25 protein-coding genes are annotated in these 23,469 nt (G+C 59.0%); 10 read left to right on the top strand and 15 right to left on the bottom strand.

Annotated elements, in window-relative coordinates:
* Nucleotides 1-4 precede the first annotated feature (4 nt).
* From ACP15L_RS02930 to ACP15L_RS02940, 3 genes are all read right to left on the bottom strand, one after another.
* Nucleotides 5-328 carry a hypothetical protein gene (locus ACP15L_RS02930; protein ID WP_425083050.1) on the bottom strand — a complete coding sequence of 108 codons (324 nt, stop codon included), beginning with the start codon at nucleotides 326-328 and terminating at the stop codon, nucleotides 5-7.
* A gap of 98 nt (nucleotides 329-426) precedes the next feature.
* Nucleotides 427-2,241 (bottom strand): ABCB family ABC transporter ATP-binding protein/permease, encoded by a 1,815-nt coding sequence (locus tag ACP15L_RS02935; protein ID WP_425083051.1) that lies wholly within the window; start codon nucleotides 2,239-2,241, stop codon nucleotides 427-429.
* A gap of 68 nt (nucleotides 2,242-2,309) precedes the next feature.
* Entirely contained in the window at nucleotides 2,310-3,746 is a 1,437-nt protein-coding gene (locus ACP15L_RS02940; RefSeq protein ID WP_425083052.1) for a LysM peptidoglycan-binding domain-containing protein, read from the bottom strand.
* Between the two features lie 126 nt (nucleotides 3,747-3,872).
* On the opposite strand from ACP15L_RS02940, the gene ACP15L_RS02945 reads away from it, so the two are divergent.
* Nucleotides 3,873-4,412 (top strand): TIGR00730 family Rossman fold protein, encoded by a 540-nt coding sequence (locus ACP15L_RS02945; RefSeq protein WP_425083053.1) that lies wholly within the window; start codon nucleotides 3,873-3,875, stop codon nucleotides 4,410-4,412.
* Between the two features lie 36 nt (nucleotides 4,413-4,448).
* Here the strand turns inward: ACP15L_RS02945 and ACP15L_RS02950 are convergent, their stop codons facing one another.
* The 3 genes from ACP15L_RS02950 to ACP15L_RS02960 all read right to left on the bottom strand — a co-directional run bounded on the left by ACP15L_RS02950 (nucleotide 4,449) and on the right by ACP15L_RS02960 (nucleotide 6,712).
* Nucleotides 4,449-4,907 (bottom strand): host attachment family protein, encoded by a 459-nt coding sequence (locus ACP15L_RS02950; RefSeq protein ID WP_170639532.1) that lies wholly within the window; start codon nucleotides 4,905-4,907, stop codon nucleotides 4,449-4,451.
* A 234-nt stretch (nucleotides 4,908-5,141) separates the two neighbouring features.
* Nucleotides 5,142-5,927: an ABC transporter permease subunit gene (locus tag ACP15L_RS02955; protein WP_425083054.1), complete on the bottom strand. Its 786-nt coding sequence runs from the start codon at nucleotides 5,925-5,927 to the stop codon at nucleotides 5,142-5,144.
* 185 nt (nucleotides 5,928-6,112) lie between these two features.
* On the bottom strand, nucleotides 6,113-6,712 hold the full coding sequence (locus tag ACP15L_RS02960; RefSeq protein ID WP_170676522.1) for a superoxide dismutase: 600 nt from the start codon (nucleotides 6,710-6,712) through the stop codon (nucleotides 6,113-6,115).
* A gap of 100 nt (nucleotides 6,713-6,812) precedes the next feature.
* Between ACP15L_RS02960 and ACP15L_RS02965 the strand changes: the two genes are divergently transcribed.
* Nucleotides 6,813-7,574, top strand: coding sequence for an FkbM family methyltransferase (locus tag ACP15L_RS02965; protein ID WP_425083055.1), 762 nt, complete (start codon nucleotides 6,813-6,815; stop codon nucleotides 7,572-7,574).
* Nucleotides 7,575-7,684: 110 nt separating this feature from the next.
* Here the strand turns inward: ACP15L_RS02965 and ACP15L_RS02970 are convergent, their stop codons facing one another.
* The 4 genes from ACP15L_RS02970 to ACP15L_RS02985 all read right to left on the bottom strand — a co-directional run bounded on the left by ACP15L_RS02970 (nucleotide 7,685) and on the right by ACP15L_RS02985 (nucleotide 12,967).
* A complete protein-coding gene (locus ACP15L_RS02970) occupies nucleotides 7,685-8,251 on the bottom strand; it encodes a sarcosine oxidase subunit gamma family protein (RefSeq protein WP_170676523.1) in 567 nt (188 codons plus the stop codon).
* Nucleotides 8,244-11,273 (bottom strand): sarcosine oxidase subunit alpha family protein, encoded by a 3,030-nt coding sequence (locus tag ACP15L_RS02975; protein ID WP_425083056.1) that lies wholly within the window; start codon nucleotides 11,271-11,273, stop codon nucleotides 8,244-8,246. The genes ACP15L_RS02970 and ACP15L_RS02975 overlap by 8 nt, the downstream gene beginning before the upstream one ends.
* 43 nt (nucleotides 11,274-11,316) lie before the next feature.
* Entirely contained in the window at nucleotides 11,317-11,646 is a 330-nt protein-coding gene (locus ACP15L_RS02980; RefSeq protein WP_419739951.1) for a sarcosine oxidase subunit delta, read from the bottom strand.
* A gap of 76 nt (nucleotides 11,647-11,722) precedes the next feature.
* The gene (locus ACP15L_RS02985) at nucleotides 11,723-12,967 is read right to left on the bottom strand and encodes a sarcosine oxidase subunit beta family protein (protein WP_170666423.1); all 1,245 of its coding nucleotides are present in this window, start codon (nucleotides 12,965-12,967) and stop codon (nucleotides 11,723-11,725) included.
* Between the two features lie 175 nt (nucleotides 12,968-13,142).
* Between ACP15L_RS02985 and ccmI the strand changes: the two genes are divergently transcribed.
* The 3 genes from ccmI to ACP15L_RS03000 are packed head-to-tail and all read left to right on the top strand — an operon-like array spanning nucleotide 13,143 to nucleotide 15,078.
* Nucleotides 13,143-14,369, top strand: coding sequence for a c-type cytochrome biogenesis protein CcmI (gene ccmI / locus ACP15L_RS02990; RefSeq protein WP_425083057.1), 1,227 nt, complete (start codon nucleotides 13,143-13,145; stop codon nucleotides 14,367-14,369).
* Nucleotides 14,366-14,830 carry a Holliday junction resolvase RuvX gene (gene ruvX / locus ACP15L_RS02995; protein ID WP_170465968.1) on the top strand — a complete coding sequence of 155 codons (465 nt, stop codon included), beginning with the start codon at nucleotides 14,366-14,368 and terminating at the stop codon, nucleotides 14,828-14,830. Before ccmI ends, ruvX begins: the two co-directional genes overlap by 4 nt.
* 17 nt (nucleotides 14,831-14,847) lie before the next feature.
* Nucleotides 14,848-15,078: a DUF1289 domain-containing protein gene (locus ACP15L_RS03000; protein ID WP_170374099.1), complete on the top strand. Its 231-nt coding sequence runs from the start codon at nucleotides 14,848-14,850 to the stop codon at nucleotides 15,076-15,078.
* 521 nt (nucleotides 15,079-15,599) lie between these two features.
* On the opposite strand, the gene ACP15L_RS03005 is transcribed toward ACP15L_RS03000, so the two are convergent.
* The 3 genes from ACP15L_RS03005 to dusA are packed head-to-tail and all read right to left on the bottom strand — an operon-like array spanning nucleotide 15,600 to nucleotide 18,237.
* Nucleotides 15,600-16,385, bottom strand: coding sequence for a hypothetical protein (locus tag ACP15L_RS03005; RefSeq protein ID WP_425083058.1), 786 nt, complete (start codon nucleotides 16,383-16,385; stop codon nucleotides 15,600-15,602).
* On the bottom strand, nucleotides 16,379-17,203 hold the full coding sequence (locus ACP15L_RS03010) for a sulfite exporter TauE/SafE family protein (protein ID WP_170640876.1): 825 nt from the start codon (nucleotides 17,201-17,203) through the stop codon (nucleotides 16,379-16,381). Before ACP15L_RS03010 ends, ACP15L_RS03005 begins: the two co-directional genes overlap by 7 nt.
* A 38-nt stretch (nucleotides 17,204-17,241) precedes the next feature.
* On the bottom strand, nucleotides 17,242-18,237 hold the full coding sequence (dusA, locus tag ACP15L_RS03015; protein WP_425083059.1) for a tRNA dihydrouridine(20/20a) synthase DusA: 996 nt from the start codon (nucleotides 18,235-18,237) through the stop codon (nucleotides 17,242-17,244).
* Nucleotides 18,238-18,496: 259 nt separating this feature from the next.
* Here dusA and ACP15L_RS03020 point away from each other — a divergent pair, with 259 nt between their 5' ends.
* The 5 genes from ACP15L_RS03020 to ACP15L_RS03040 all read left to right on the top strand — a co-directional run bounded on the left by ACP15L_RS03020 (nucleotide 18,497) and on the right by ACP15L_RS03040 (nucleotide 21,740).
* Nucleotides 18,497-18,757 carry a hypothetical protein gene (locus ACP15L_RS03020; protein ID WP_425083060.1) on the top strand — a complete coding sequence of 87 codons (261 nt, stop codon included), beginning with the start codon at nucleotides 18,497-18,499 and terminating at the stop codon, nucleotides 18,755-18,757.
* A gap of 282 nt (nucleotides 18,758-19,039) precedes the next feature.
* The gene (gene pufB / locus ACP15L_RS03025; protein ID WP_152458403.1) at nucleotides 19,040-19,195 is read left to right on the top strand and encodes a light-harvesting antenna LH1, beta subunit; all 156 of its coding nucleotides are present in this window, start codon (nucleotides 19,040-19,042) and stop codon (nucleotides 19,193-19,195) included.
* A 13-nt stretch (nucleotides 19,196-19,208) separates the two neighbouring features.
* Nucleotides 19,209-19,559, top strand: a complete 351-nt coding sequence (locus ACP15L_RS03030; protein ID WP_425083061.1) for a light-harvesting protein — start codon at nucleotides 19,209-19,211, stop codon at nucleotides 19,557-19,559.
* A 105-nt stretch (nucleotides 19,560-19,664) separates the two neighbouring features.
* Complete coding sequence (locus ACP15L_RS03035) at nucleotides 19,665-21,065, top strand: PucC family protein (RefSeq protein ID WP_425083062.1); 1,401 nt, start codon at nucleotides 19,665-19,667, stop codon at nucleotides 21,063-21,065.
* Nucleotides 21,066-21,185: 120 nt separating this feature from the next.
* Complete coding sequence (locus tag ACP15L_RS03040) at nucleotides 21,186-21,740, top strand: hypothetical protein (RefSeq protein WP_425083063.1); 555 nt, start codon at nucleotides 21,186-21,188, stop codon at nucleotides 21,738-21,740.
* An 11-nt stretch (nucleotides 21,741-21,751) separates the two neighbouring features.
* Here ACP15L_RS03040 and idi read toward each other — a convergent pair whose 3' ends face one another.
* Entirely contained in the window at nucleotides 21,752-22,294 is a 543-nt protein-coding gene (gene idi, locus ACP15L_RS03045; protein WP_425083064.1) for an isopentenyl-diphosphate Delta-isomerase, read from the bottom strand.
* Nucleotides 22,291-23,469: a geranylgeranyl diphosphate reductase gene (locus tag ACP15L_RS03050; protein WP_425083065.1), complete on the bottom strand. Its 1,179-nt coding sequence runs from the start codon at nucleotides 23,467-23,469 to the stop codon at nucleotides 22,291-22,293. Before ACP15L_RS03050 ends, idi begins: the two co-directional genes overlap by 4 nt.

Genomic DNA, 23,469 nt, shown 5'->3' on the forward strand with positions numbered 1-23,469 from the left:
TTTTCTATTCCGAGAACGCGTATTCGCCCAGGTCGCACAGGTCCAGGTCGTAATCCTCAACCGCGCTGCCGTCATCAAACACGCCGCGAATGTCGTAGACGCAGGTCACAAGCCCATCCGCGATCAACACATCGATCTCATAGTCTGGCGCGAGGTATCCCCCCTGCAGAAGGTTCCCCTCCCAGCTGCCGGATGAGGCCGGGGAGACATTGAATTCGACCAGATCCGCACTTGTTTCATTGATCAGCAGAAACTCCAGATCTTCGGCTGATGCGGCAGATGCCGCGAGTGTCAAACCGAGTGTCAAGGATGCGACGATTTTCTTCATTCTTTGCTCTTTCCTGTTCGATGGCAAAACCAAACCTGGCGCGATAGCGCGCTCGTTAAGGTGTCAACCAGAGGACGAGCCGCGTCAAACGGAAAATCTCAGGCAGCCTGTGTGTCGGCCTGCTGGCGGCTCCACAATTGGGCATAACGGCCTTCGCGCGCCAAAAGCGCATCATGGGTGCCCTGTTCGATGATCTCACCGCTGTCCAGAACCACAATCTGGTCAGCCTCGGCAATCGTGCTCAGACGGTGCGCGATGGTGATCACGGTCCGTCCTTCACCCGCTCGGGCCAAGGCATCCTTGATCTCTTGCTCAGTATCGGTGTCGAGTGCAGAGGTCGCCTCATCCAGCAGCAGAATGGGCGGGTTCTTGAGCAGCGTCCGCGCGATGCCGACACGCTGCTTTTCTCCGCCTGACAGCTTGAGCCCACGCTCACCCACCTTGGTGTCATATCCTTCGGGCAGAGAGGCGATGAAATCGTGGATTTGTGCCGCACGCGCAGCCTCTTCAACATCGTCCTGCGTTGCGCCGTCACGGCCATAGGCAATGTTGTAGCGGATGGTGTCGTTGAACAGCACCGTGTCCTGCGGCACGACGCCGATGGCCGCGTGCAGACTGGTTTGACGCACATCCCGCACGTCCTGACCATCAATCTTCAATGCCCCGCCCGTCACGTCGTAGAACCGGAATAACAACCGCCCGATGGTGGATTTACCGGACCCAGTCGCGCCCACAATGGCAACGGTCTGCCCAGCAGGCACCGTCAGCGACACCCCTTTGAGGATCTCGCGCTCCGAGTCATAGCCAAAGCGCACATCTTGCAGGGTCACCTCGCCTCCGTTGACCTTCAGGTCTGGGGCGCCCGGCTTGTCTTTCACCTCTGCAGGTTGTTCCAGCAGGTCGAACATCTGGCCCATATCGACCAGTGCTTGTCGGATCTCGCGATACACCGTCCCCAGAAAATTCAGCGGTACGGTGATCTGGATCATGTAGGCATTCACCATGACGAAATCGCCAACCGTTAGCGTGCCGTTCTGGACCCCAATCGCAGCCAGAACCATCACCCCGATAAGGCCGCAGGTAATCAGGAAGGACTGCCCGAAATTCAGGAAGGCCAGCGAATAGGCGGTTTTCAAAGCCGCCCCGGCATAGGCCTTCATCGACACGTCGTACCGGTTCGCTTCACGCTGTTCTGCGTTGAAATACTTGACGGTTTCGAAATTCAGCAGGCTGTCGATGGCGCGCTGGTTCGCCTCGGTATCCTGATCATTCATCTCGCGGCGCAGCTTCACGCGCCATTCGGTGACGGCAAAAGTAAACCAGATGTAAAGCGCAATAGTGACGGCCACGACGACCAGATACCAGACATCGAACAGCCACATCAGGATGATGGCGACCAGCAGCAGCTCCAGGATCAGCGGCCCGATCGAGAACAGCAGGAACCGCAAAAGGAACTCGACCCCCTTGACCCCACGCTCGATGATCCGGCTGAGGCCGCCTGTCCGGCGTCCAACGTGATAGCGCATGGACAGTTGGTGGATATGCTGAAAGGTCTCCAACGCGAGCGCACGCAAGGCCCGTTGGCCAACAGGGGCAAAGGCTGCATCGCGCAATTGTTGAAAGCCCACGGTCATCATCCGGGCGACACCATAGGCCACAGTCAACCCAACAGCGCCAAGGGCCAGAGGAGGCACGCCCTCGCCCGCCAGACCGTCCACCGCGCCTTTGTAGAGGATCGGCGTATAGACAGCGATCAGCTTGGCCAACACCAGCATCGCCATGGCAATCACAACGCGTCGCTTCACCCATGGCTCATCATCAGGCCACATATAGGGCGCAACCTTGCGTATCGTCCGCCAGCCAGAGCGGCGCTCGTCAATTCCGGCCAATTCGTCCGATGTATTGGGGGGCATACGTCGCATTACCTGCCTAGTGTGAAGTGCAATATGGGCCCCGGCCCGAGAAAGGCCAGAGCCTGAGCTTATTCAGGAATGGTGAACACCTGCCCCGGGAAGATCAGGTCCGGGTCGCGGATCAGCTCGCGGTTGGCGTCGAACAAGCGAACGTACAGCACACCGTCTCCGAACCTCTCGCGCGAGATGGCCCACAGAGTGTCGCCCGCCTGAACCGTGACCGACCGGATCGGTGCAGGGGTTTCCTGCGGTTGCTCCGAGGTCTGCGCCTCTGCCGCCTGCAACACCTCGACGGGTTCACGTTTGAAAGGCGTCTCAACCCGGCTGAGGACTGTGCCGTCGGAATGCACCTCGTCCACTCGCAGGGTGTAGACGCCGGGATCAATTCCCTCGAGGTCACCCCGCCAATTGCCATCGTCTTCCGGTGTTACATCGGCCACCAGCCGGTTGTTCAGATAGATCCGCACAGCAGACCCTTCGTTCAGACGGCCCGTCAGTTGCACGTCGCCGGTGTCTGAATAGCCGATTGTGTCCAGCTCAACCTGCTGGGGCGCGGAGTTTTCTTCGGACGGGGATTGCACCAACTCTACCCCATCCTCGCCTGAACGCAGGATGGCAACCTGTTGGCTTTCAGCAGGGGTTTCGGTTGCTTCTTCCGAGGTCGATTCAGCCTCAACAACGGCCTTTTCTGTATCCGCACCAGTGTTCTGGGTTTCGGCACCGGCATCTGCAATTTCTGTACTGGTGTTCTCGGCTTCCGCACCCGCGTCTGCAGTTTCCGTACCGGCTTCCGCGGCTTCGGTACCCGCGTCTGCGGTTTCCGTCGACTGCTCAGGCTCAACATTTGCCACAGTCGTATCTTCCGCCTCAGGCTCGGGATCTTCAGCAACTTCCGGTTCCGAGGACGTTTCCTCAACCGTTGGCGCTGGCTCCTCGGGGGCGGGTTCTGGCAGGGCTGCTATCAGATAGTCGTCAGATCGAACGGTTTCATCCCCATCGGTAGACTGCAAAACAAGGCCACGTGGATCATCGCTGTATGGGACCGCAACGAATTCGGCGAACTCGCCCGTCTCATCGACCGAAAACTGATGCACGATCTCGCCGTTCAGCACCACATCAACGTCACTGCCCGGCTCTGCCTCACCCGACAGCAACGCGCTACCGTCCGGCGACACGAAAACCTGGTCCAACGCCGGAGGTGTCGAAGGGGTAGCCTCAACTGCAACTTCTTCGGGCTGGGCTTCGGGTTCTTCTGCGGCAGGTTCCTCAGCCTCGGCGGTAGCCTCCTCTGACTCGGGTGCGGGCTCCTGCGAGGCCTCTTCTTCGGGTGCAACCTCCGGCGCTGGAGTTTCCTCTGCAACCTCAACCTGTTCCTGTACGGGTTCGGGGCTGCTTGAAAACACACCCGACAAATACAGACCACCGGCCGCAAGAATTGCCACAAGGCCGACAAGCAGCCCCCAGATGAAGCTGCCCGAGCTTCCGCTTCCCGATGTGCCGTTCATTCTTTCCCTTTCATTCCGCCGCGAAACTGATGTGAGTGACTCGTGTTCCGGCGGACAGTTGAGCCAACCTATCAATCTCGCTATCAGGGGTCAAAACGTCTGAAACAAGCCCGGAGCGCACCTGTCATGTCCCAGAAATCCGTCTGTGTGTATTGCGGGTCACGCAATGGCAACAATCCCGCCTATTCTGACTCCGCCAAGCAGTTGGGAGCAGCGCTGGCGCAGGAAGGCTGGCGGCTCGTTTACGGGGCCGGAGATGTGGGTCTGATGGGGGAAGTTGCGCGCGCCACGCAATCTGCCGGTGGCGAGACCTTCGGTGTTATCCCAGTGCATCTGGTCCAGCGCGAGGTCGGCAAAAGCGACCTGACGCACTACGTGATCACCGAGACGATGCACGAGCGCAAGAAAGTCATGATCATGAATGCGGATGCCGTCGTGGTCCTGCCCGGAGGGCCGGGATCACTGGATGAGTTGTTCGAGGCCCTGACATGGCGGCAGTTGGGCCTGCATGACAAGCCGATTGTGGTGGTGAATGTGGGGGGCTACTGGGATAAGCTCCGCGATCTGCTGGAACAGGTGATCGAACAGGGATTTGCCGATCAGTCCCTGTCAAGTTTCGTGACTTGGGTCGAGGATGCCGACGCGGTCATCGCCGCTTTGCGGTAGGCAAAAATGTGGGCGGCCGAGGCCGCCCGTTTTCATTCAAGCCAGACGTGGCGCAGGGCGAAGGCGCTGTTTCAGCACCTGTTCGACCTTGTGAAGCGGGTGGTTGGTCAGGGTTTTATCCACCTCGGCCACGACTTTGGCCAGCACCTCGCTATGTAGCCTGCGACGCAGCAGGCCCAGGACATGGGGGCTGGCCACTAGAACAAGCCTTTGGAATTTGCCTTTCAGCCCTTTGCGGTTCAAAAGATTGGCAAGGTCCTGCACGAACAGCGATTTCGCATGGGATTTCCAGTCCGGCTCCTCAACCGCCGATTTCTGGTTCGGCCCCGGATCAGACCGTCGCCCAGCCCGATCAGTAGGGCGGTCTTGCGCCTCTTGCTCCTCAACCGAAACAACAACCAGATTGGGGTCTTCGGCATCAGTGATGTTCTCGACGAACAGTGCCTTTTCCCCATCCGCGATAACAACCCAGGTTCCCTGTTCAAGTGCAGCCATTATGCTCTCCCGTATTGGTTTCCATGGCTATCCCTCATGTATTGGGCACAAGTTCTTTGCTTCGCGGCCAGAGCGTTCTGGCGCGGTGTTTGCTTGTGCTTCCAATGAGTGCGGTTCTCTCCCTCCGCTCTATTTACTTAAGCACTGGCGGACCCGGTACAATCCCGTCTCATACCGAAACTTGACGTATCGGCAAGTTTTCACCTGCGCTTCATGTTCGAGTAGATTGCGGACCTAGTGGATGCCTGCGGTCAGACCCCGCATCAGCCAACGCTGCAGCCCAATCACCACCACAGCCGGAGGCAGCAGCGCCAAAAGCGCCAGAACCATACCCGCCGTTCCTCCAAAGCCCGAATAGGCCATGCCGCGCACCAAGGTGTCATGGTCCTGACTGGTGGTGGTGATCATGATCGGCCAGACATACTGGTTCCACCCCAGCACAAACAGGATCGCAAACACAGCCGCGATCATCGGCAGAGACAGAGGGACAATGATATCAAACAGTACACGAAGCGGTCCGGCGCCGTCCATCTGCGCAGCCTCCATCACCTCATTAGGGATCTGGCGCATGTATTGGCGGAACACCAGCACGCCCAGACCGCTGGCCGTGATCGGCAGGATCATCCCGGCGTAGGAATTCAGCAGCCCAAGATCACTGGCTACGGCGAAGGTTGGCAGGATCCGGGTCTCGATCGGAAAGAACATCGCGATCAGGATCACGCCGTAGATCAACCCGCTACAGGGCAGTCGAAAGAACACCAACGCATAAGCGGCCATCATCGACATCACGCTTTTCAAGATGGCAACGCCAAGGGCCAGGACCAGCGAATTCCACATCATCGCCCCTGCCCCAATGCCAGCGCTGCTGAGGCCACCACGCCAGACCCGCTGAACCAGGGCCCACAACTCGGGCAGATCAAGGGCCGTGAGCAACTGCCAAAGCAGCAGGCAAACCGGCCCGCACATCAAGGTAACGCCCGCCAGAAGAATCGCGTGATCGATGAGATGGTTTCCACGCAAGCTTGAGGTCCAATCGTCAAAATGGCGGTTTGCCAGTTGGTTACAGCAGGACTGTCACGGTTGAGGTGGTCTCGCAAGGCTTGCAGTGCGGATTGACCAACCGCGCGGCATGAAAACTATACCAATGAAAAAGGCCTGCCAGCGTCTCCGCCAGCAGGCCCCTGTTCCCGAAAGGGACACTCAGATCACATGCGCGATGCGACGTTTTCCCAGTTCACCAGGTTGTCGAGGAAGTTCGACAGGTAAGCCGGACGCTTGTTGCGGAAGTCGATGTAGTAGGAATGCTCCCACACGTCGCAACCCAGCAGAGCGGTCTGACCAAAGCACAGCGGGTTCACGCCGTTTTCGGTTTTGGTCACGGCCAGCGAGCCGTCTGCGTTCTTAACCAGCCATGCCCAGCCCGAGCCGAACTGACCAGCGCCAGCCGCGCTGAACTGCGACTTGAACTCGTCAACCGAGCCGAAGCTTTCGGTCAGCGCACTTTCAAGCTCACCAGGCATCGCGCTTTCGCCGGGGCCCATCATCTCCCAGAACTGGTTGTGGTTCCACAGCTGGCTGATGTTGTTGAAGATACCGTTCTGTGCGACGGCGTTTGCGTCGTAGGTCCCTACGATGATCTCTTCCAGCGACTTGCCGTCCCACTCGGTGCCGGCGATCAGCTTGTTGCCGTTGTCGACATAGGCTTTGTGGTGCAGGTCGTGGTGATATTCCAGCGTTTCGGCGGACATGCCCTTGGCTGCCAGCGCGTCATGTGCATAAGGAAGATCAGGAAGTTCAAAAGCCATGTCGGCCCCCTGTAAAATAAAAGTTGCGGTTCCCAAGGGTTAAATGCTTTGGCAACCGCCGCAGGTCAAGGGGCGAGACAATAAAACCCGGAGGTCCGCGATGCTGACACAGGCGCGCAAGATGTTTTACCGCGCCCGCGGATACTATGCTGGGAACCTGAATGGTCAGGCGTTCCGGCTGGATCCCTACCATTCGAAATTCTGGCGCAAAGCCTCGGCCGGAGATTGGGAGCCTGAGACCTTCGCAGTTCTCGATCAGTTCCTTTCCTCGGAAAACGACTATCTGGATACTGGCGCATGGATAGGGCCAACAGTCCTCTACGGTGCGCGCAAAGCCCGCCATGTGTATTGCTTTGAGCCCGACCCGACCGCGTTTCGCCATCTGGCCTGGAACCTGGACCTGAACGATATCCGCAATGTCTCGGCCTTCGGGGTGGCGTTGTCAGATCAGTTCGGAGTGGCCCGCATGGCCTCAACCCGAGGAGAGCCGGGCGATTCCACCAGTTCCCTTTTGCATGACGCAGCGCATGGAACGGATGCTTTGACAATCGCATGGGATCAGTTCCAGGCCGCCCAGGATTTAAGCCGCGTCTCGCTGGTGAAAATGGATATCGAAGGGGCCGAGTTCTTTGTCCTGCCTACGTTACTGGACTGGCTGAAACAGAAACGTCCCGCTTTGTTTCTGTCCCTGCATGCGCCACTTTTGGAAGAGGCGAACCGGCGTTCCCGTATGGAAAGCCTGCTAGAAAGCCTAAGGTTCTACAACCATCTGTGCGACGAAAACGAACAGCCGGTGACGGTACAGGCGCTGTTGGAACCCGCGGCGCTCAGCCGCTTTCAAACGATCCTTTTACATGATTGAAGTGGGCGCCGTTCGGGCCTCCGATCACTCTTAACTGGTATTCCCAAGGTCGGAACGCAAAAGGCTCCGGCCAAAACCGGAGCCTTTTTTTTACATCAGTCGTCGGTTCGTTAGTAAACCCCGACCTCACTGCCCGGCTGCGCCGCAACCTTGAGCAGTTTGAACACATAGTCAGCCGCCGAACGGAAGCAGACGATGCGCAGGGTCTCGGCGTCGTCCATCCAGAATGCACCAGCCACCTGAGCTAGACGCGAACGGCGAATTTGGCCGGGTTGGAAAGCCGCAGGTGACAGATCGACCGGAGCAACCTTGCCCAGAACTTCACGCGCGTTGCTGCCCGTGACTGAGAACACCGCACGGGCGTCCGAGACATTGACGGCCAGCGCATGCGTACCGCCAAGCGCGTTGGCCATCTCGGCCAGTTTGGCCTCAACCTCGGCATAGGGCACAAGCACCAGCAGCTCATCGGTGGACATCCAGCACACGCCGGTATCGCCATCGACCAGAGCCTCACGCTGGCCGGGCATTTTTTGCCCGGTTGCATCCTTGACAGCCTTGGCCAGCACCTTGTCGGACAGATCGCCGCGCAGGGTGATCATGCCCTGCAGGCCGACCTCGGCCACTTTGGCGATACCGTCATAGCTGGCGTGGTTCAGTGCACTGATGGGTTCAGACATTCTGCTTCTCCCCGTCCTTGTCGTAGAAGATCGGATCGACGATCTTGGCTTTGTAGGTTTTGCCATCGGTTCCCGGGAACTCGACAATCTCGCCCATGCGGTCAGGACCGTGCTTGATCAGACCCATCGCGATGCCTTTGTCCAGATTGGACGAGTAATAGGTCGAGGTCACACGCCCGATCATGTTGCGCTGACCGTTGGCATTGACGCCCTCGCCGACCGCATAGGCTCCGTCCGGCAGAACCGATCCATCCACAGTCTCCAGACCGACCAGTTTCCAACGCCCTGAATCGGCCATATGGGTCCGCGAATGGGCGCGTTTGCCGAGGTAATCCTCTTTCTTCTTGGACAGCGCCCAATGCAGCCCCAGATCCTGCGGGATCACGGTGCCGTCTGTCTCGTCCCCGATCATGATAAAGCCCTTCTCGGCCCGCAGGATGTGCAGGCATTCGGTGCCATACGGCATAACGCCGAATTCTTTGCCCGCGTCGATCAGAGCATCCCAGAACGCCTGACCCTGAGATGCGGGAACCGCGATTTCATAGGACAGTTCACCCGAGAACGAGATGCGGTAGGCCCGCGCATCGAACGCGCCGATCTTACCGTCACGCCATTCCATGAAAGGCAGCGCCTCTTTCGAGACATCCATGCCGCCGCCTGCTTGCGCGTTCAGCTTCTCCAGCACCTTGCGGGCGTTGGGACCAACCACCGCGACCTGAGCGTATTGCTCGGTGACGTTGGCGACGTAGACTTTCCAGTCCCACCACTCGGTCTGTAGCCATTCTTCCATGTGACCATGGATGCGCTCGGCACCCCCGGTGGTGGTGTGGCACAGCCATGTGTCCTCGTCGATGCGGGCAACAACACCGTCGTCGATCAGGAAGCCGTTCTCTGAACACATCAGGCCATAGCGACATTTGCCAACCTTCAGCGTGGACATCATGTTGGTGTACATCATGTCCAGGAACTTGCCCGCGTCGGGGCCTTTGACGATCAGTTTACCCAGTGTCGAGGCGTCCAGCAGGCCGAGGTTTTCGCGCGTGTTCTTTACCTCACGATTCACCGCGTCATGCACGGATTCACCAGGACGGACATAGGCATAGGTCCGGCGCCAATGGCCGACCGGCTCCCAGTCTGCGCCATTCTGGTCGTGCCAGTTGTGCATCGGCGTTTGACGGATCGGCTGGAACACCTCACCACGTGCTTCACCACCGATCGACGCCAGCGAGATGGGCGTATAGGGCGGACGGAACGTCGTGGTACCGACCTTCGGAATCTCGGAATCCAGCGCATCAGCAAGGATCGCCAAGCCGTTGATGTTGCTCAACTTACCCTGATCGGTCGCCATACCCAGCGTGGTGTAGCGCTTGGTATGTTCAACGCTTTCATAACCTTCGCGCGCAGCCAGCTGAACGTCCGAGACCTTCACGTCGTTCTGGAAGTCCAGCCACGACTTCATGCGCAACTGAATGTCGGCATTCGCAGGCATCAGCCAAACGGCGGCCATCGGAGCCTCGGCCGTGGTTTCGCCCGAAGGAGCCTTGGTGCGTTTTGCCTTGTAACCGGCCGCCTTCGCCGCTGCTTTGCCTGCGGCATCCGCGTCGGTCAGAACTTCACCGAGAGCCAGAGGACCGTTAGACGAACCCGCGGCGATCACGAAACCTTCACCGTCTGCACCCAGCGGAGGACGTTCAGGGTCAGGACGGAAATGGGCGTTCGCCTCATCCCAGATCAGCTTGCCGCCGCAATGCGACCACATGTGAACAACCGGAGACCAGCCGCCCGACATGGCGACTGCATCGCATTCGACCTCTTCCCGCGCACCACCGATGCCTTCCTGGTTGCACAGCGCAACTTTCTTGACGCGCTTGCCGCCTTTGACCTTGGCGATGGCCTTGCCGGGATCGACACGGATGCCCAGTTGGCGCGCCTCTTCCGCCAGAGGTCCGGCGCTTGCGCGCGCATCGACCACGCGTAGAACATCAACACCGGCTTTCTTGAGGGCAATTGCAGTGCGATAGGCGTCGTCATTGTTGGTCGCAACGATCACGCGGTCGCCGGGGGTCACGCCCCAGTTCACCACATAATCCCGCATAGCCGAGGCCAACATCACGCCCGGAACATCGTTACCCGCGAAAGACAGCGGACGCTCAATCGCGCCGGTTGCTGTGACAACCTGTTTGGCACGGATGCGCCACAGGCGATGACGCGGGCCTTGCACGCCCGGAGTGTGGTCCGTCAGGCGTTCGTAGCCCAGTACATAACCGTGGTCATAAACCCCTGCCCCCATGCAGCGATTGCGCAGGATGACGTTGTCCATTGTTTCGAGTTCAGAAACTAATTGTTCCACGAACTTATCCACAGGCTCACCGTCGATCGTTCCACCATCAACAGGAGCACGACCACCCCAATGCGCGGTCTGCTCGATCAGCATGACCTTGGCACCGGACTGAGCCGCCGCCTTAGCCGCCTGCAGACCAGCGACACCGCCACCGATCACCAGTACATCGGTGAAGTGGTAGAAATGCTCATAGGTGTCTGCATCACGATTGTCCTTGTCGGGCGCTTTGCCCAGCCCGGCGGACTGACGGATGAACGGCTCGTAGACGTGTTTCCAGAACGGCTTCGGATGGATGAACATCTTGTAGTAGAAGCCAGCCGGCAGGAAGCGCGACAGATGGGTGTTGATCGACCCGATGTCGAACTCGAGGTTCGGCCAGTGGTTCTGCGATACAGACGTCAGACCGTTGAACAGCTCGGTCGTGGTGGCGCGCTGGTTCGGTTCAAACCGGTTGCCTTCGCCCAAACCGACCAGAGCGTTCGGCTCTTCCGCGCCACTTGCGACGACGCCGCGTGGACGGTGGTATTTGAACGACCGGCCCATCATCATCTGGTCGTTGGCCAACAGGGCGGATGCAAGGGTATCGCCTTCATAGCCCTGCATCGAGGTGCCGTTGAAGGTAAAGGTAACCTGTTTCGACCGGTCAATCAGCCGGCCTTGATTTGCGAGACGGGTGCTCATGTTGCGGACCTTTCGCAGGCGGAATTACGGTTGGCTGGGTGGGTCATTTAAACTCTCTCCACGTCCAGCCGGGACGCTTGGCGGTGATGGCGTCCTTGATTTCTTGCGGTGGCTCGGTGGTCTGGGCCGGATATGTGCCGAACACCTCAAGCGTGTTGGTGCAGCGCGCCGCGTGGAACCACTTGCCACAGCCATTCGCGTGGCGCCAACGTTCGAAATGAACGCCTTTCGGGTTCTCACGCATGAACAGGTAGTCGTGGAATTCATCATCCGACGAGCCGGGGCCATAGCGCTTCAGATGCGCTTCGCCGCCGGCGGCCAGTTCAGTTTCTTCGGCATCGACGCCGCAATAGGGGCAATTCAGGATCAGCATATGGTCATCCTTTTCTCGGTCGGTCGGCACTCGGGCCGACCAGAATTCTGTGTTGTGGCCACCTCGGGCAGAGCCCTTAGTGCGCCACCCCGGCGGCGACGCTTTCGTCGATGAAGCGGCCCTCTTTGAAGCGGTCCATCGAGAAGGCCTCGGTCAGCGGTGAATGACCTGTCGCCATCAGCTGTGCCATACCCCAGCCCGAGCCCGGAATGGCCTTGAAGCCACCGGTGCCCCAACCTGCGTTGATGAAACAGCCCTGCAGCGGTGTTTTCGACAGGATCGGAGACCGGTCGCCGGTCATATCCACAATCCCGCCCCACTGACGCAGCATTTTCAGGCGCGAGATCATCGGGAAGGTCTCAACCAATGCGCGGACGGTTTCCTCGATGTGATGGAAGCTGCCGCGCTGGGTGAAGTTGTTGAACCCATCGGTACCGCCGCCGATCACCATCTCGCCCTTGTCGGACTGTGACATGTAGCCATGTACGGTGTTGGCCATCACGACCACGTCCATGCAGGGTTTGATCGGCTCGGACACCAGCGCCTGCAGCGCAACGGCTTCCAGCGGCAAGCGGAAGCCTGCCATCTCGGCCAGCTGACCGGAATGGCCTGCAACGACGATCCCCAGCTTGTCGCAGTCGATCGCGCCTTTGGTTGTATCAACGCCAACAACGCGACCATTGTCCGAGCGCACGCCGGTGACTTCGCATTTCTGGATAATGTCCATGCCCATGGCCGAACAGGCGCGTGCATAGCCCCACGCCACCGCATCGTGACGCGCGGTGCCGCCGCGTTCCTGCCAAAGGCCACCCAGAACCGGATAACGCGGACCGTCCAGATTGATGATCGGTACCAGCTCTTTCACGCGTTCGGGTCCGATCCACTCAGTCTGAACACCCTGCAGTGCGTTGGCATGCGCCGTGCGCTGATAGCCGCGAATTTCGTGCTGAGTCTGCGCCAGCATGATCACGCCGCGGGGGCTGAACATGATGTTGTAGTTCAGGTCCTGACTCAGGTCCTCATAGAGGCCCCGCGCCTTTTCATAGAGCGCCGCCGAAGGATCCTGCAGGTAGTTCGACCGGATGATGGTCGTGTTCCGGCCCGTGTTCCCGCCGCCCAGCCATCCTTTTTCGATGATGGCGACATTCTGGATGCCGTAGTTTTTACCAAGGTAGTAGGCGGTCGCCAGACCATGCCCCCCGGCACCGACGATGATGACGTCGTATTTTTTCTTTGGCTCGGGCGAGCGCCATGCGCGCTCCCATCCGGTATGATAGCGCAACGCTTCGCGCGCGACAGCAAAGGCTGAATAGTGTTTCATAAGCGAATCCATCCGGTTCGGTGATTGGCGCAGGTATGCCGCGTCGACCGGGTATATCCACGCCGGTCAACGCCGCAATATAGCACTATTGCGACATGTGGCACATTCGCGGCCATTTGTCCCTTTTTTTAGGCGGCCCGCAGGTCTAAGTCAGGGCAGAATTTCAGGAGAGAGCATGACGTTCTGGGTCATTTCATGTCTGATCGCGCTGCTGGTCGCAGGGTTCCTCGGCTACACGCTTTTGCGCGGCCGCCGCGCGGACGAGCCAACCGCAGCCTACGATCTGCGCGTCTACCGTGAACAACTGGCCGGTGTGGACCGTGATCTGGCCCGAGGAGTCATTGGCGAAGCCGATGCCGAGAGGGTCCGTACCGAGATCTCACGCCGCATTCTGGCAGCGGACGCCCAGATGCAGGGTGACCGGGTGGCCTCGGGCCCGTCGCGCGGGGTTTCCGTCGTCAGTATCGCGATCGTGATGCTGATCGTTATCGGCGGCGCGCTGGCGATGTACTACCGAACCGGTGCCGTCGGCTTGCCCGATCAACCCCTGACAGCACGACTGGCATTGGCCGAGGAGGTCCGGACGAACCGCCCGGCGCAGGAAGCAGCCGAAGCCCTTGCCACCCCGCCGCAGCCGCGACAACTGGAAGAAAGCTACGCAACGCTGCTCCAGCAACTGCGCGACACCGTGGCGGCCCGGCCGAATGACCTGCAAGGGCATATCCTGCTGACACAGCACGAAGCCAATGCGGGGAACTTCAAGGCCGCTTATGCCGCGCAGCAACGCGTTATCGAGCTTTCGGGTCAGGCGGCAACAGCCGATGATTACTCGGATCTGGCCGAAAAGATGATCCTTGCGGCAGGCGGTTATGTCTCGCCCGAAGCCGAGCAAATTCTGGCCGCCGCGCTTGAGCGTGATCCCCGACACGGCCCGGCGCGCTACTACTGGGGGCAGATGCTGGCCCAGACCGGACGTCCAGACCTCGCCTATCGTGTCTGGGTCGACACCGCGCGGGATGCGCCGGTGGGCGCACCCTGGGGTGATGCCATTCGCACCCAGTTGGATGAGCTTGCCTTCCGCGCTGGGGTTTTCAACGGCCCCGACCCCAGCTCATTGGGCCAGCCCGGCCCAAGTCAGGACGATGTCGCCGCCGCAGCGGAGATGACCCCGGAAGAACGGCAAGAGATGATCCAAGGCATGGTTGACCGTCTGTCTGATCGCCTGGCGACTGAGGGCGGTCCTCCTCAGGACTGGGCGCGCCTGATCGCGGCGCTTGGCGTTTTGGGTCAGGCCCAGCGTGCAATAGATATTCGCGACGAAGCCGAGATCCTCTTTGCCGACAACCCCGAGGCGCTTGAGATGATCGACGCAGCCGCCCTGCAAGCCGGTATTGCCCAATGATCCACGACGATTTTGAGGACTTCGCCGCTTCCCTGTCGCCGATGACGGCGCTTATGGGGCTGGATCTGGGTGAAAAGACCATCGGCGTGGCGGTCTCGGACCGGATGCGCGGGGTGGCCAGCCCTCTGGAGACCGTGCGTCGCAAGAAATTCACCGTCGATTCCGCGCGCTTGCTTGAGTTGATCAAGGATCGTGAGATCGGTGGCGTCATCCTCGGGCTGCCCAAAAATATGGACGGTACCGAAGGCCCCCGTTGCCAATCTACCCGCGCTTTTGCCCGCAACTTGACCCGCCTGACCGACTGCCCCATCGGCTTCTGGGACGAGCGTCTGAGCACAGTTGCGGCAGAAAAGGCACTTTTAGAGGCGGATACGACACGAAAACGTCGCGGACAGGTTATTGATCACGTTGCAGCAGGGTATATCTTGCAAGGAGCGCTGGACAGGCTGCGCTTTTTGTAACGGGTCGGAGACCACGAATGACGAACATGGTTTGGCAGCGCGATGAGGTCGAAAGCCCCTGTGTACGGATCTGTGTTGTCCACCCGACAGAGCAGATTTGCACCGGCTGTTACCGCACCCTTGATGAGATCGCGCGCTGGTCCCGCATGGACAGCAGCGAACGCGCCGAAATCATGGAGGCTCTGCCCGCCCGCAAACCACGCCTTGCGAAACGGCGCGGCGGACGTTCGGCCCGCCTGAAAAGCTAACCGCTCAGTTCACCGGGCTTGTTTCATCCTTTGCTTTGTCACGCCTGCCCGCCTGTTGGGTCGCGAGTTCATCCTTGAATAGGTCTGAATATTCGGACCGGCTGGTTCTTGGATGTTTGGCAGACCGTTCCATCGTGGTGGCGACAGTCACGGGTTGCGCGTGATCTCGCAGCTTGGAAAAGCGTTGTAGAAAGCTTTTGAAAGACATTAAGAACCAATCAATTAAGTTGCCTGCTGCGGGCCGGACGCACGCCTCGAAAAAAAGCGAGGCGAAAGCCGGTTCCGTGAGTGAGTGGCGACCCGCAGCGGCACGGTCTGGCTAAAGAGTTTTCAGCCGGAACGACGAAGAAAACGCCCTCAGTTGTATATTCATTGACTCAGCAATCAATAAACTTATCGCAAAGTGACCCTACGTCATTTTTCGTGACAAGCCGGGTTTTGAAGCCCACAAGTTGCGAAACGGGCAGATGTGGGCGTGGTCTGCTGGGGTATTTCGCGGGAACCGTTTCCCTCACGAGACATCAGCGTGTTTCAATCCACTCCGCGACGCCGTTTGTGCATTCGGGGCGGAAATAGGCAATCATACGTCCATCCGGACCCGCGGTCGCCTCATCTGGCCATGGCGCAACGCCATGCAGGCAATGGCGGTGCAGCAGATAGGCTTCGCCAGGTTTGGCAGGCAATTCGATCCTTGGGCAGGTCTCGAACACCTCGCGGCGGGTCGCTTGATAGATGTCGGTGATGTCGACCTGGCTCAGATCGGTCTGGGACTGATCCGCGAAAGCCGCTCTGAAGGCCTCGCCCATTGGGATATGACTACCTTCCCACAACACCATGGGCGAGGCATCGGGGCTGGCTTCCGACAGGGGAATGCCCAAAATCCACGCATGCGGTTCATCCACGCGGCGGCGACGATCCGGGCCCATAGGCCGCAACCCGTCCACATGCGCCGCGTCGCGATTGCGCCGGTAGCGCCCGGCGGCCTCGCTTTCGCCTTTTCGAGGGCGAGGATACCCCGGATAGATAATCGACACCTGCCCGGGATGCAGCGGCAGGCTGCCCAGATGCGCAGCGATGAAATCCATAGCCGTCCCGGACAGCGGTTTTGACGACCCAACCTGCCCTAGTTCATTGTTGGGCAAGGCATCGACCCCGACAAACCACGTGCCTTCACAATCTAGCCATTCGGCATGCTCAGGCGCCGTGACCGACTGCTGAGCGGCGGGCAAAACCTGCCCAACCCATTCGGCCAGAGCCGGGTCGAACGGAAATTTGACCCAACCCTTCGCCCAGAAATCCTCTACCATCCCAAAGCCTTCCGCAGCATGTTCAGAGCGACCAGTGTCAGGAACAGCGCAAAGACCCTCTTGAGTGGCTTCGGATCCATCGCATGAGCGAGTTTAACGCCCCACGGGGCGGTGATCATCGTCATCGCGACTACTATCCCGAAGGCCACCAGGTTCACGGCCCCGATCGTCAGCGGAGGCCTGTGTTCAGGGGCAATCTCCAGAAAGAGAAAACCCAGCACCGACGGCACGGCGATGATCACTCCGAACCCTGCAGCCGTTGCCACGGCCCGGTGGATGGGCGTGTTGTAGAGGCTCATGAGGGGGACGCCGAAACTGCCACCACCGATTCCCATAAGTACCGATAGGAAGCCTACGGATGGGGAAAGAACCGCGCGCTTGATCCCCTTGGGCATCGCATCCCCCAAGCGCCATTCCGAACGGCCAAAACCCAGATACGCACCAATCACCATGCCCAAAACGCCGAACAGCGCCTGCAGGGCCTCTGTCCGCAGGGCCGAGGCGACCAGCACGCCAATAATCGCCCCCACGACAATACCCGCCCCCCATCCACGCAGGATCTGCCAATCCACGGCGCCCTTCTTGTTGTGGGCCAGCACCGACCGAATCGAGGTTACGATGATCGTCGCCAGCGAGGTCGCCAGACACAGCTGCATCAACTGCGGCCCACCATATCCAAGCGTTTGGAACGCATAGAAAAACGCGGGCACAAGCACGATGCCTCCGCCAACGCCAAGCAGCCCCGCCAGAACGCCCGCAAGTGCGCCAATTACAAGCAAAAGGCCCAGCATCTGGGCCAGCAACATCGTCTCGGGCATCTTTCCCCCAAACCGGTCATAGACCGGGCTTCATTCGTTCAAACCTCGGCCAGAGGCGCCACGTGATCGAGGGCCTTCAGCATCACTTCGGGCCCTGCCCCATCCCGCACCGCCCCTTCCGACAGCGCGCGCCGCCAGGCCCGTGCGCCGGGGCGACCGGCAAAGAGGCCGAGCATATGCCGCGTGATCTGGTGCAAACGCCCTCCGTTGACAAGGTGCTGCTCGATATAGGGCACCATTTGACGAGCCACGTCGATCGGGTCCCGAGCGTTGCCGCTCTGGTAAATTCGCATATCCGCTTCAGAGAGGATTTCAGAAGGCTGATGATAGGCCGCCCGTCCAATCATCACCCCGTCCAGCCCGGCCTCTAGATGCGTATGCGCCTCGTCCAACGAGGTGATGCCGCCATTGATCGAGATGTGGAGATCCGCGAAATCGGCCTTCATCTGATGAACGAGGTCATAGTCCAGTGGAGGGATATCGCGGTTCTCTTTCGGGCTGAGGCCCTGCAGCCACGCCTTGCGCGCATGGATTGTCACACGTCGGCACCCGGCCTGCTGTATCTTGTCCAGAAAGTCCGGCAGCACGTCGCGCGGTTCCTGATCGTCCACGCCAATCCGGCATTTGACGGTCACATCGACCGAGACAGCCTCACCCATAGCGGCCACGCAGTCGGCGACCCGCGCAGGGTCTTTCATCAATACAGCCCCAAACGTGCCCGATTGCACCCGGTCCGAGGGGCAGCCGCAATTCAGGTTGATCTCATCATACCCTGCTGCGGCCCCAAGACGTGCAGCCTGCGCTAGTTCGTCGGGGTCAGAGCCGCCAAGCTGTAACGCAACTGGATGTTCCTGCGGGCTATAATCCAACAGATGCAGCGCCCCACCACGCACCAGCGCGGGCGCGGTGACCATCTCGGTGTATAGTAGCGTCTGCTCACTCAGCAGCCGATGCAAAAACCGGCAATGGCGGTCGGTCCAGTCCATCATGGGTGCCACGCTTAGGCGTGCCGCTTTTTGTGCGTTATTTTTCAAAGCACTAACTCCATGCACCTTCGACCTTCGCGTAGCACGATTACCTTGGATTCCGGGGTGTTTCCGGGGGCGTTCGATTCGAACGTGCTACGGTGTAGCACATCCAAAGCATACAAACAGCGGCACGAATGCTGCTGGATACTGAGCCGGGCATGCTCATTGTGCATGCATCCGTTGCCCACCGGAAATCGACTATCAAACCCCGGTTTTTTTTTGATGTTCGAACCGAATTCCCCAGAGACCAAGATGGGTGTAATCCATGACCAAGCTCAACGACCGTACACAGCGCCTTGTCGCGGCCACTACCGCTCAAAAATGCCCGCCTCCACCACGCACAGCAAAGAGGAAAAAGGCTTCTAAGAAACCGCCTTCTTCAAACCTCAAGGAGAAATTCGAGGAACCAAACACCAATAAGATTACGGGCAGAGAACGCCATGTGCCCCATGGGGTCAAACTCGCAGGCGTGTCGTTGGAAAACAGCGCAGCGTCACGAAAACCTTTCGAAGTCCGGCAAGCGTGAAGATGGTGGAACAAGAAACTTCTGGAAATCGAAGTGAATGGGTTCCCTGTTCAAATTTTGGGAATGTGGTCGCGTTGAAAGGCAGGATCTGTCCAAAAACGCAGACCCATAAAGTGTCTAATTGACCTGACAGTTCTAACTGTCATATATTAATGACACTTCGGTTTCTCTTAATGCGCTCCATATCGGCTGTGCGCACCCGACCGGAGAACTTGCCATGCAGGATCCGTTCCACGCGTTTTTGGCACGTTATTTTCAACAGCCGATCAACGGGAGGCAATCATGTCTGACGATCCAGAAAAAGTATGGCCAACCGGTCTCAACCTACGTGAGGCTGAAGAGGTCCACAGCTACCTGATCGACGGGACTCGCGTGTTTGGCGTTATCGCTCTGCTCGCGCACATCCTTGTAGCGGTCGCAACACCTTGGCTCGGATGAAAGGAGCGATCAGATGAACAATTCAAAAATCTGGCTCGTCGTTAAACCCACCGTCGGCATTCCGCTGTTCTTGTCGGCGGTCGCGGTTGGATCGTTTGCGGTTCATGTAGCAGTTCTTAGCAACACGACTTGGGTGTCTGATTTCCTATCTGGTCAGCCTTTAGGCAGCGGTGAGGAAACCGCGATGCTGCCGCAGGAAGATGGCGAAGCGACCGCGAGAGCATCGTTTGTTTCTGCCAGCACTACGTCCAGCGGCGATCGGATCTTGGTAGAGATGCCGGATGGTACTCTGGCTGTGGCGACGGTCGAAGCACCAGCCGTTCTGGCATCGGCATCCGAGGCGGCGCCGCCTCCGGAGCACTGAGGCCGGCAAAAACAACGGAACGGGTCCGGTGCTAAGCGGCACCGGACAGACCAGTCGCTTGAAGATATCGGCTGGCATGAGACGATTTGGGACAAGTATTGAGCAATGCTCGACTATCGGTCATTTGCACTGAATAAGCTGTCGCGGCTTAGCACGCGGTATCTGCCTTTCGCAGACGTGGCGAGCGATGATGTTCCAATGACAAGACTGCTTCGGCTGTCATTATTTCAAGTCACTGTTGGTATGGCTTTGGTCCTGCTCGTCGGCACATTGAATCGGGTAATGATCGTCGAGTTGGGTGTTTCCGCCGCTTTGGTCTCGGTGATGATTGCATTGCCCATATTGTTTGCACCTCTGCGCGCGTTGATCGGGTTCAAATCTGACACGCACAGCTCAGCCCTTGGCTTACGACGATTCCCTTACATCTACCGCGGCACGCTGCTGCAATTCGGTGGCTTTGCAATCATGCCTTTCGCGCTGCTGGTGCTGTCGGGATATGGCGAGGCAATCGACGCCCCGCGTTGGATCGGTCTGTCTTCGGCAGCGCTGTCGTTTCTATTGGTCGGTGCAGGAGTTCATATGGTTCAGACCGTTGGACTTACGCTTGCAACCGACCTTGTTCCGCAAGAGGACCAGCCCAAGGTCGTTGGCTTGATGTATGTCATGCTGCTGGTCGGGATGATCGGATCAGCCTTTATCTTTGGCGCGCTACTTGAAAAATATAGCCCCGGACGCCTGATCCAGGTCATTCAGGGCGCTGCCGTTCTCACGGTCCTTCTCAACGCATTTTCGGTTTGGAAACAGGAGGTCCGGGGTCGGCATGTCCAGGCCGTCGCGGCACCTCCGTTTTCGGTCGCCTGGGAGAGATTTGCCAATCGGGCCGGGGCCAAGCGTCTGCTGGCGGTGATCGCTTTGGGAACGTTCGCCTTTGGGATCGCCGATGTGATCATCGAACCGTACGGAGGTCAGGTTCTACGCATGTCAGTTGCTGCGACAACCAAGCTGACCGCGACCCTGGCGCTTGGCACCTTGTTTGGTTTGGCCGTCGCCTCGCGCGTGTTGGGCCGTGGGGGCTCGCCCACCCGTATGTGCTTGATGGGGGCGCTGGTCGGCATTCCGGGATACATTGCGATCATTCTGGCCTCGCCACTGGATTGGTTAGCCCTGTTTGTCGCCGGAACCTTTGCAACCGGTGTCGGCGCTGGCCTGTTCGGCCATGGTACGCTGACCGCAACCATGCGGTCAGCCCCTGACTCCCAAACTGGTCTGGCGCTTGGCGCGTGGGGGGCTGTTCAGGCGACAGCCGCTGGTGCTGGTGTCGCACTGGGCGGCGTCATCCGTGATTTGATGCTTCAATTGCAGGGTGATCACCAGTTTACACCCAGCATGGCCTATTTGCCCGTCTTTTCGATGCAGATCCTTTTCCTGGCTTTTGCGCTGATTGCGGTGCTGCCGCTGCTGCGTCTACCTCCTACCCAGACCGACAATTCGGCCTACTTTCGGTAAAACAGCTATGAAGTGGACTGACACAACACACGCCAACCGACCTCGAACTGAAGAACAGGAGCGATCATGACGACTGTAATTTCAAGAGTATACGCAGCAGAAGCCACAGCCCAGGGCGTGATGACAGCGCTGCGCGAGGCAGGCCACCCGGAAGCGAATTTCGATATCTTCGAAGGGGGTGGGCGCGGCCTGACAGCAAAGATCGTCGCCGCCCGGGTCAGTGAAGAAAATGCAAAAACCTATGTCAAAATGCTCAAGGAGCACGGGTCGCGGCTGATCGTCATGCGTGCGCCGTTCACGCCTTTCGGAGCCGCCCGGAACGCCCTTTCAATCATGGACAGCGTCGAAAGCGTCCAGGCGAAGGTGGAAACCGAAACTCAGTACATTCGCGACGAACCGGATATGAATCTGTTCATTCGCCAGAAGATCCTGGTGGATCACCCTCGTTTTCTGACCCCTGATATGAACCCCCGCGCCAATGCAGACAGAGGGTTGGTGTCTGCAGCGATGCATTGGAAAATACTGACCAAGCATCGCACAAAACGATCGACCATGTCGGGAACACGCTTTATTTCCCAGCGCATCCTGCCCTTCAAATTACTCTCGGACAAGCCGCGGAAAAACTCGGTGATTTCAGGCGGTCGGCGGATGCTTTACAATCCCTCGGCCGACTAAGTGCACGCCGCTTAAACCATAAGGTCAGCCGCAAGTGCTGGCCCGAGGATCCGCTGCGCATGGTCGCGCATATAAATCCTCAACCAAGGCGTGAACCGTTCGGGCGCTTGTTCGATTTCCGCATTCAACTCGGCCAAGTGAACCCAACGTGTATCTGATACCTCGTCTGGGTTCGGGAGAAGGGTCATCTCCACAGTCGTATCGGCGCGGAAAACATCCACCAATTCATGCTCAATCAGCCCCTGCCCCACATCCGCGCGATATTCAAGAACGGTTGAAAAACGCGGAGACAGGCCAGTAATCCCTAACTCTTCGCGCAAGCGTCGGGCCGCACAATCCACCGCAACTTCATTCCAATCTGGATGCGTACAACAGGTATTCGCCCAAAGGCCCGGCGTGTGGTATTTGCATGCGGCTCGCTTTTGCAGCAGCAATTTTGAGCCATGCAGTACAAAGACCGAAACCGCTTTGTGCCGTAGACCCAGCTGATGCACCTTCAGTTTTTCGACAGGCTTCAGCTCACCATCGACCCAGGCCGGTATAAACGTGTTCATACAAATTCTGCCCGGACGAGCCCTGTCAGATGCGCCAGGTTCTTCAGTCCGATGCGCACATGCGCCATCGGGCGCGCTTTGACCAGTTTCTTGTTCATATAGGCCTCGAACGTCAGGCGCTGCACATCGATGTCATGGCATAGCGACACGAACCGCTCGCGTCGGTCGTCTGAGCGGTAATAGGCGTTTTGCATCGAAGCCAGCACGCGGAAAACCGTCTTATGCTCTTTCAGGAACAGTCGCCGCGCCAGTCTGAGGTCGGAAACCTTGCATGAGGCAAGGCAGGCTTGCGCAGCGGTTGCCGCAACCGTGCCACCTACCATCGCGTAGTAGATCCCCTCGCCCGAGCTTGGAGCCACCACGCCTGCAGCATCCCCAGCCAGAACGACGTCGCGCCCGTTGTCCCAGCGATCCAATGGTTTTAGCGGAATCGGTGCGCCTTCGTGACGGATTGTTCGGCACCCCTCCAAACCGGATGCGCTCCGCAGCTCCTTCGTCGCTTTCTTGAGGTCGAACCCGTTGATACCGGTCCCCATACCTACGCTGGCGGTCTGGCCGTGAGGGAACACCCAGCCATAGAAATCTGGAGAAATCGATCCATCATAGACCACGTCACATCGGGTCGGATCATAGGCCTGCACCGCGTCCGGTGCTTCGATAATCTCATGATAAGCAATGACATAGGGGATCTTGTCACCACCGGGAACCTCGGCCCGCGCAACGTTTGACCGCGCTCCATCCGCACCGATGATCAGCCGCGTGGGCAGTTTCACCTCTTCCTTGCTCTGTTTTTCCCGATAGACAACCGAAGGGCCGCGTTCGTCTCGTTCGATCCGCAGGAACGTCCCCGTATGGCGCCGCGCACCGGCGGATTGTGCCCGCTGGCGCAGGAATTCATCAAAATACTCTCTGTCGACCATCCCGACAAATCCGTTTTCGATGGCAATATCCACCTGCCGCCCGGTCGGCGAGATCATGCGTGCCGTGTTGATCTTGGCCACGAGCTGTTCGTCAGGGATGTTGTAGTCCTCGATCAACCGAGGCGGTATCGCCCCACCGCAAGGCTTGATCCGCCCGTCCCGGTCCAGCATGCAAACCTTATGCCCGGCCTTTGCCAGATCTTCGGCGGCTGTTGCTCCGGCTGGGCCGCCACCGACGACTACGACATCATACAT

Origin of the sequence: Ruegeria profundi (genome assembly GCF_049800715.1) — a bacterium.
Classification (GTDB): domain Bacteria; phylum Pseudomonadota; class Alphaproteobacteria; order Rhodobacterales; family Rhodobacteraceae; genus Ruegeria; species Ruegeria profundi_A.

Coding starts and splice junctions, on each gene's coding strand:
- ACP15L_RS02930 (WP_425083050.1), bottom strand. CDS start 328: ATGAAGAAAATCGTCGCATCCTTGACACTCGGTTTGACACTCGCGGCA.
- ACP15L_RS02935 (WP_425083051.1), bottom strand. CDS start 2,241: ATGCCCCCCAATACATCGGACGAATTGGCCGGAATTGACGAGCGCCGC.
- ACP15L_RS02940 (WP_425083052.1), bottom strand. CDS start 3,746: ATGAACGGCACATCGGGAAGCGGAAGCTCGGGCAGCTTCATCTGGGGG.
- ACP15L_RS02945 (WP_425083053.1), top strand. CDS start 3,873: ATGTCCCAGAAATCCGTCTGTGTGTATTGCGGGTCACGCAATGGCAAC.
- ACP15L_RS02950 (WP_170639532.1), bottom strand. CDS start 4,907: ATGGCTGCACTTGAACAGGGAACCTGGGTTGTTATCGCGGATGGGGAA.
- ACP15L_RS02960 (WP_170676522.1), bottom strand. CDS start 6,712: ATGGCTTTTGAACTTCCTGATCTTCCTTATGCACATGACGCGCTGGCA.
- ACP15L_RS02965 (WP_425083055.1), top strand. CDS start 6,813: ATGCTGACACAGGCGCGCAAGATGTTTTACCGCGCCCGCGGATACTAT.
- ACP15L_RS02970 (WP_170676523.1), bottom strand. CDS start 8,251: ATGTCTGAACCCATCAGTGCACTGAACCACGCCAGCTATGACGGTATC.
- ACP15L_RS02975 (WP_425083056.1), bottom strand. CDS start 11,273: ATGAGCACCCGTCTCGCAAATCAAGGCCGGCTGATTGACCGGTCGAAA.
- ACP15L_RS02980 (WP_419739951.1), bottom strand. CDS start 11,646: ATGCTGATCCTGAATTGCCCCTATTGCGGCGTCGATGCCGAAGAAACT.
- ACP15L_RS02985 (WP_170666423.1), bottom strand. CDS start 12,967: ATGAAACACTATTCAGCCTTTGCTGTCGCGCGCGAAGCGTTGCGCTAT.
- ccmI (WP_425083057.1), top strand. CDS start 13,143: ATGACGTTCTGGGTCATTTCATGTCTGATCGCGCTGCTGGTCGCAGGG.
- ruvX (WP_170465968.1), top strand. CDS start 14,366: ATGATCCACGACGATTTTGAGGACTTCGCCGCTTCCCTGTCGCCGATG.
- ACP15L_RS03000 (WP_170374099.1), top strand. CDS start 14,848: ATGACGAACATGGTTTGGCAGCGCGATGAGGTCGAAAGCCCCTGTGTA.
- ACP15L_RS03005 (WP_425083058.1), bottom strand. CDS start 16,385: ATGGTAGAGGATTTCTGGGCGAAGGGTTGGGTCAAATTTCCGTTCGAC.
- ACP15L_RS03010 (WP_170640876.1), bottom strand. CDS start 17,203: ATGCCCGAGACGATGTTGCTGGCCCAGATGCTGGGCCTTTTGCTTGTA.
- ACP15L_RS03020 (WP_425083060.1), top strand. CDS start 18,497: ATGACCAAGCTCAACGACCGTACACAGCGCCTTGTCGCGGCCACTACC.
- pufB (WP_152458403.1), top strand. CDS start 19,040: ATGTCTGACGATCCAGAAAAAGTATGGCCAACCGGTCTCAACCTACGT.
- ACP15L_RS03030 (WP_425083061.1), top strand. CDS start 19,209: ATGAACAATTCAAAAATCTGGCTCGTCGTTAAACCCACCGTCGGCATT.
- ACP15L_RS03035 (WP_425083062.1), top strand. CDS start 19,665: ATGCTCGACTATCGGTCATTTGCACTGAATAAGCTGTCGCGGCTTAGC.
- ACP15L_RS03040 (WP_425083063.1), top strand. CDS start 21,186: ATGACAGCGCTGCGCGAGGCAGGCCACCCGGAAGCGAATTTCGATATC.
- idi (WP_425083064.1), bottom strand. CDS start 22,294: ATGAACACGTTTATACCGGCCTGGGTCGATGGTGAGCTGAAGCCTGTC.
- ACP15L_RS03050 (WP_425083065.1), bottom strand. CDS start 23,469: ATGTATGATGTCGTAGTCGTCGGTGGCGGCCCAGCCGGAGCAACAGCC.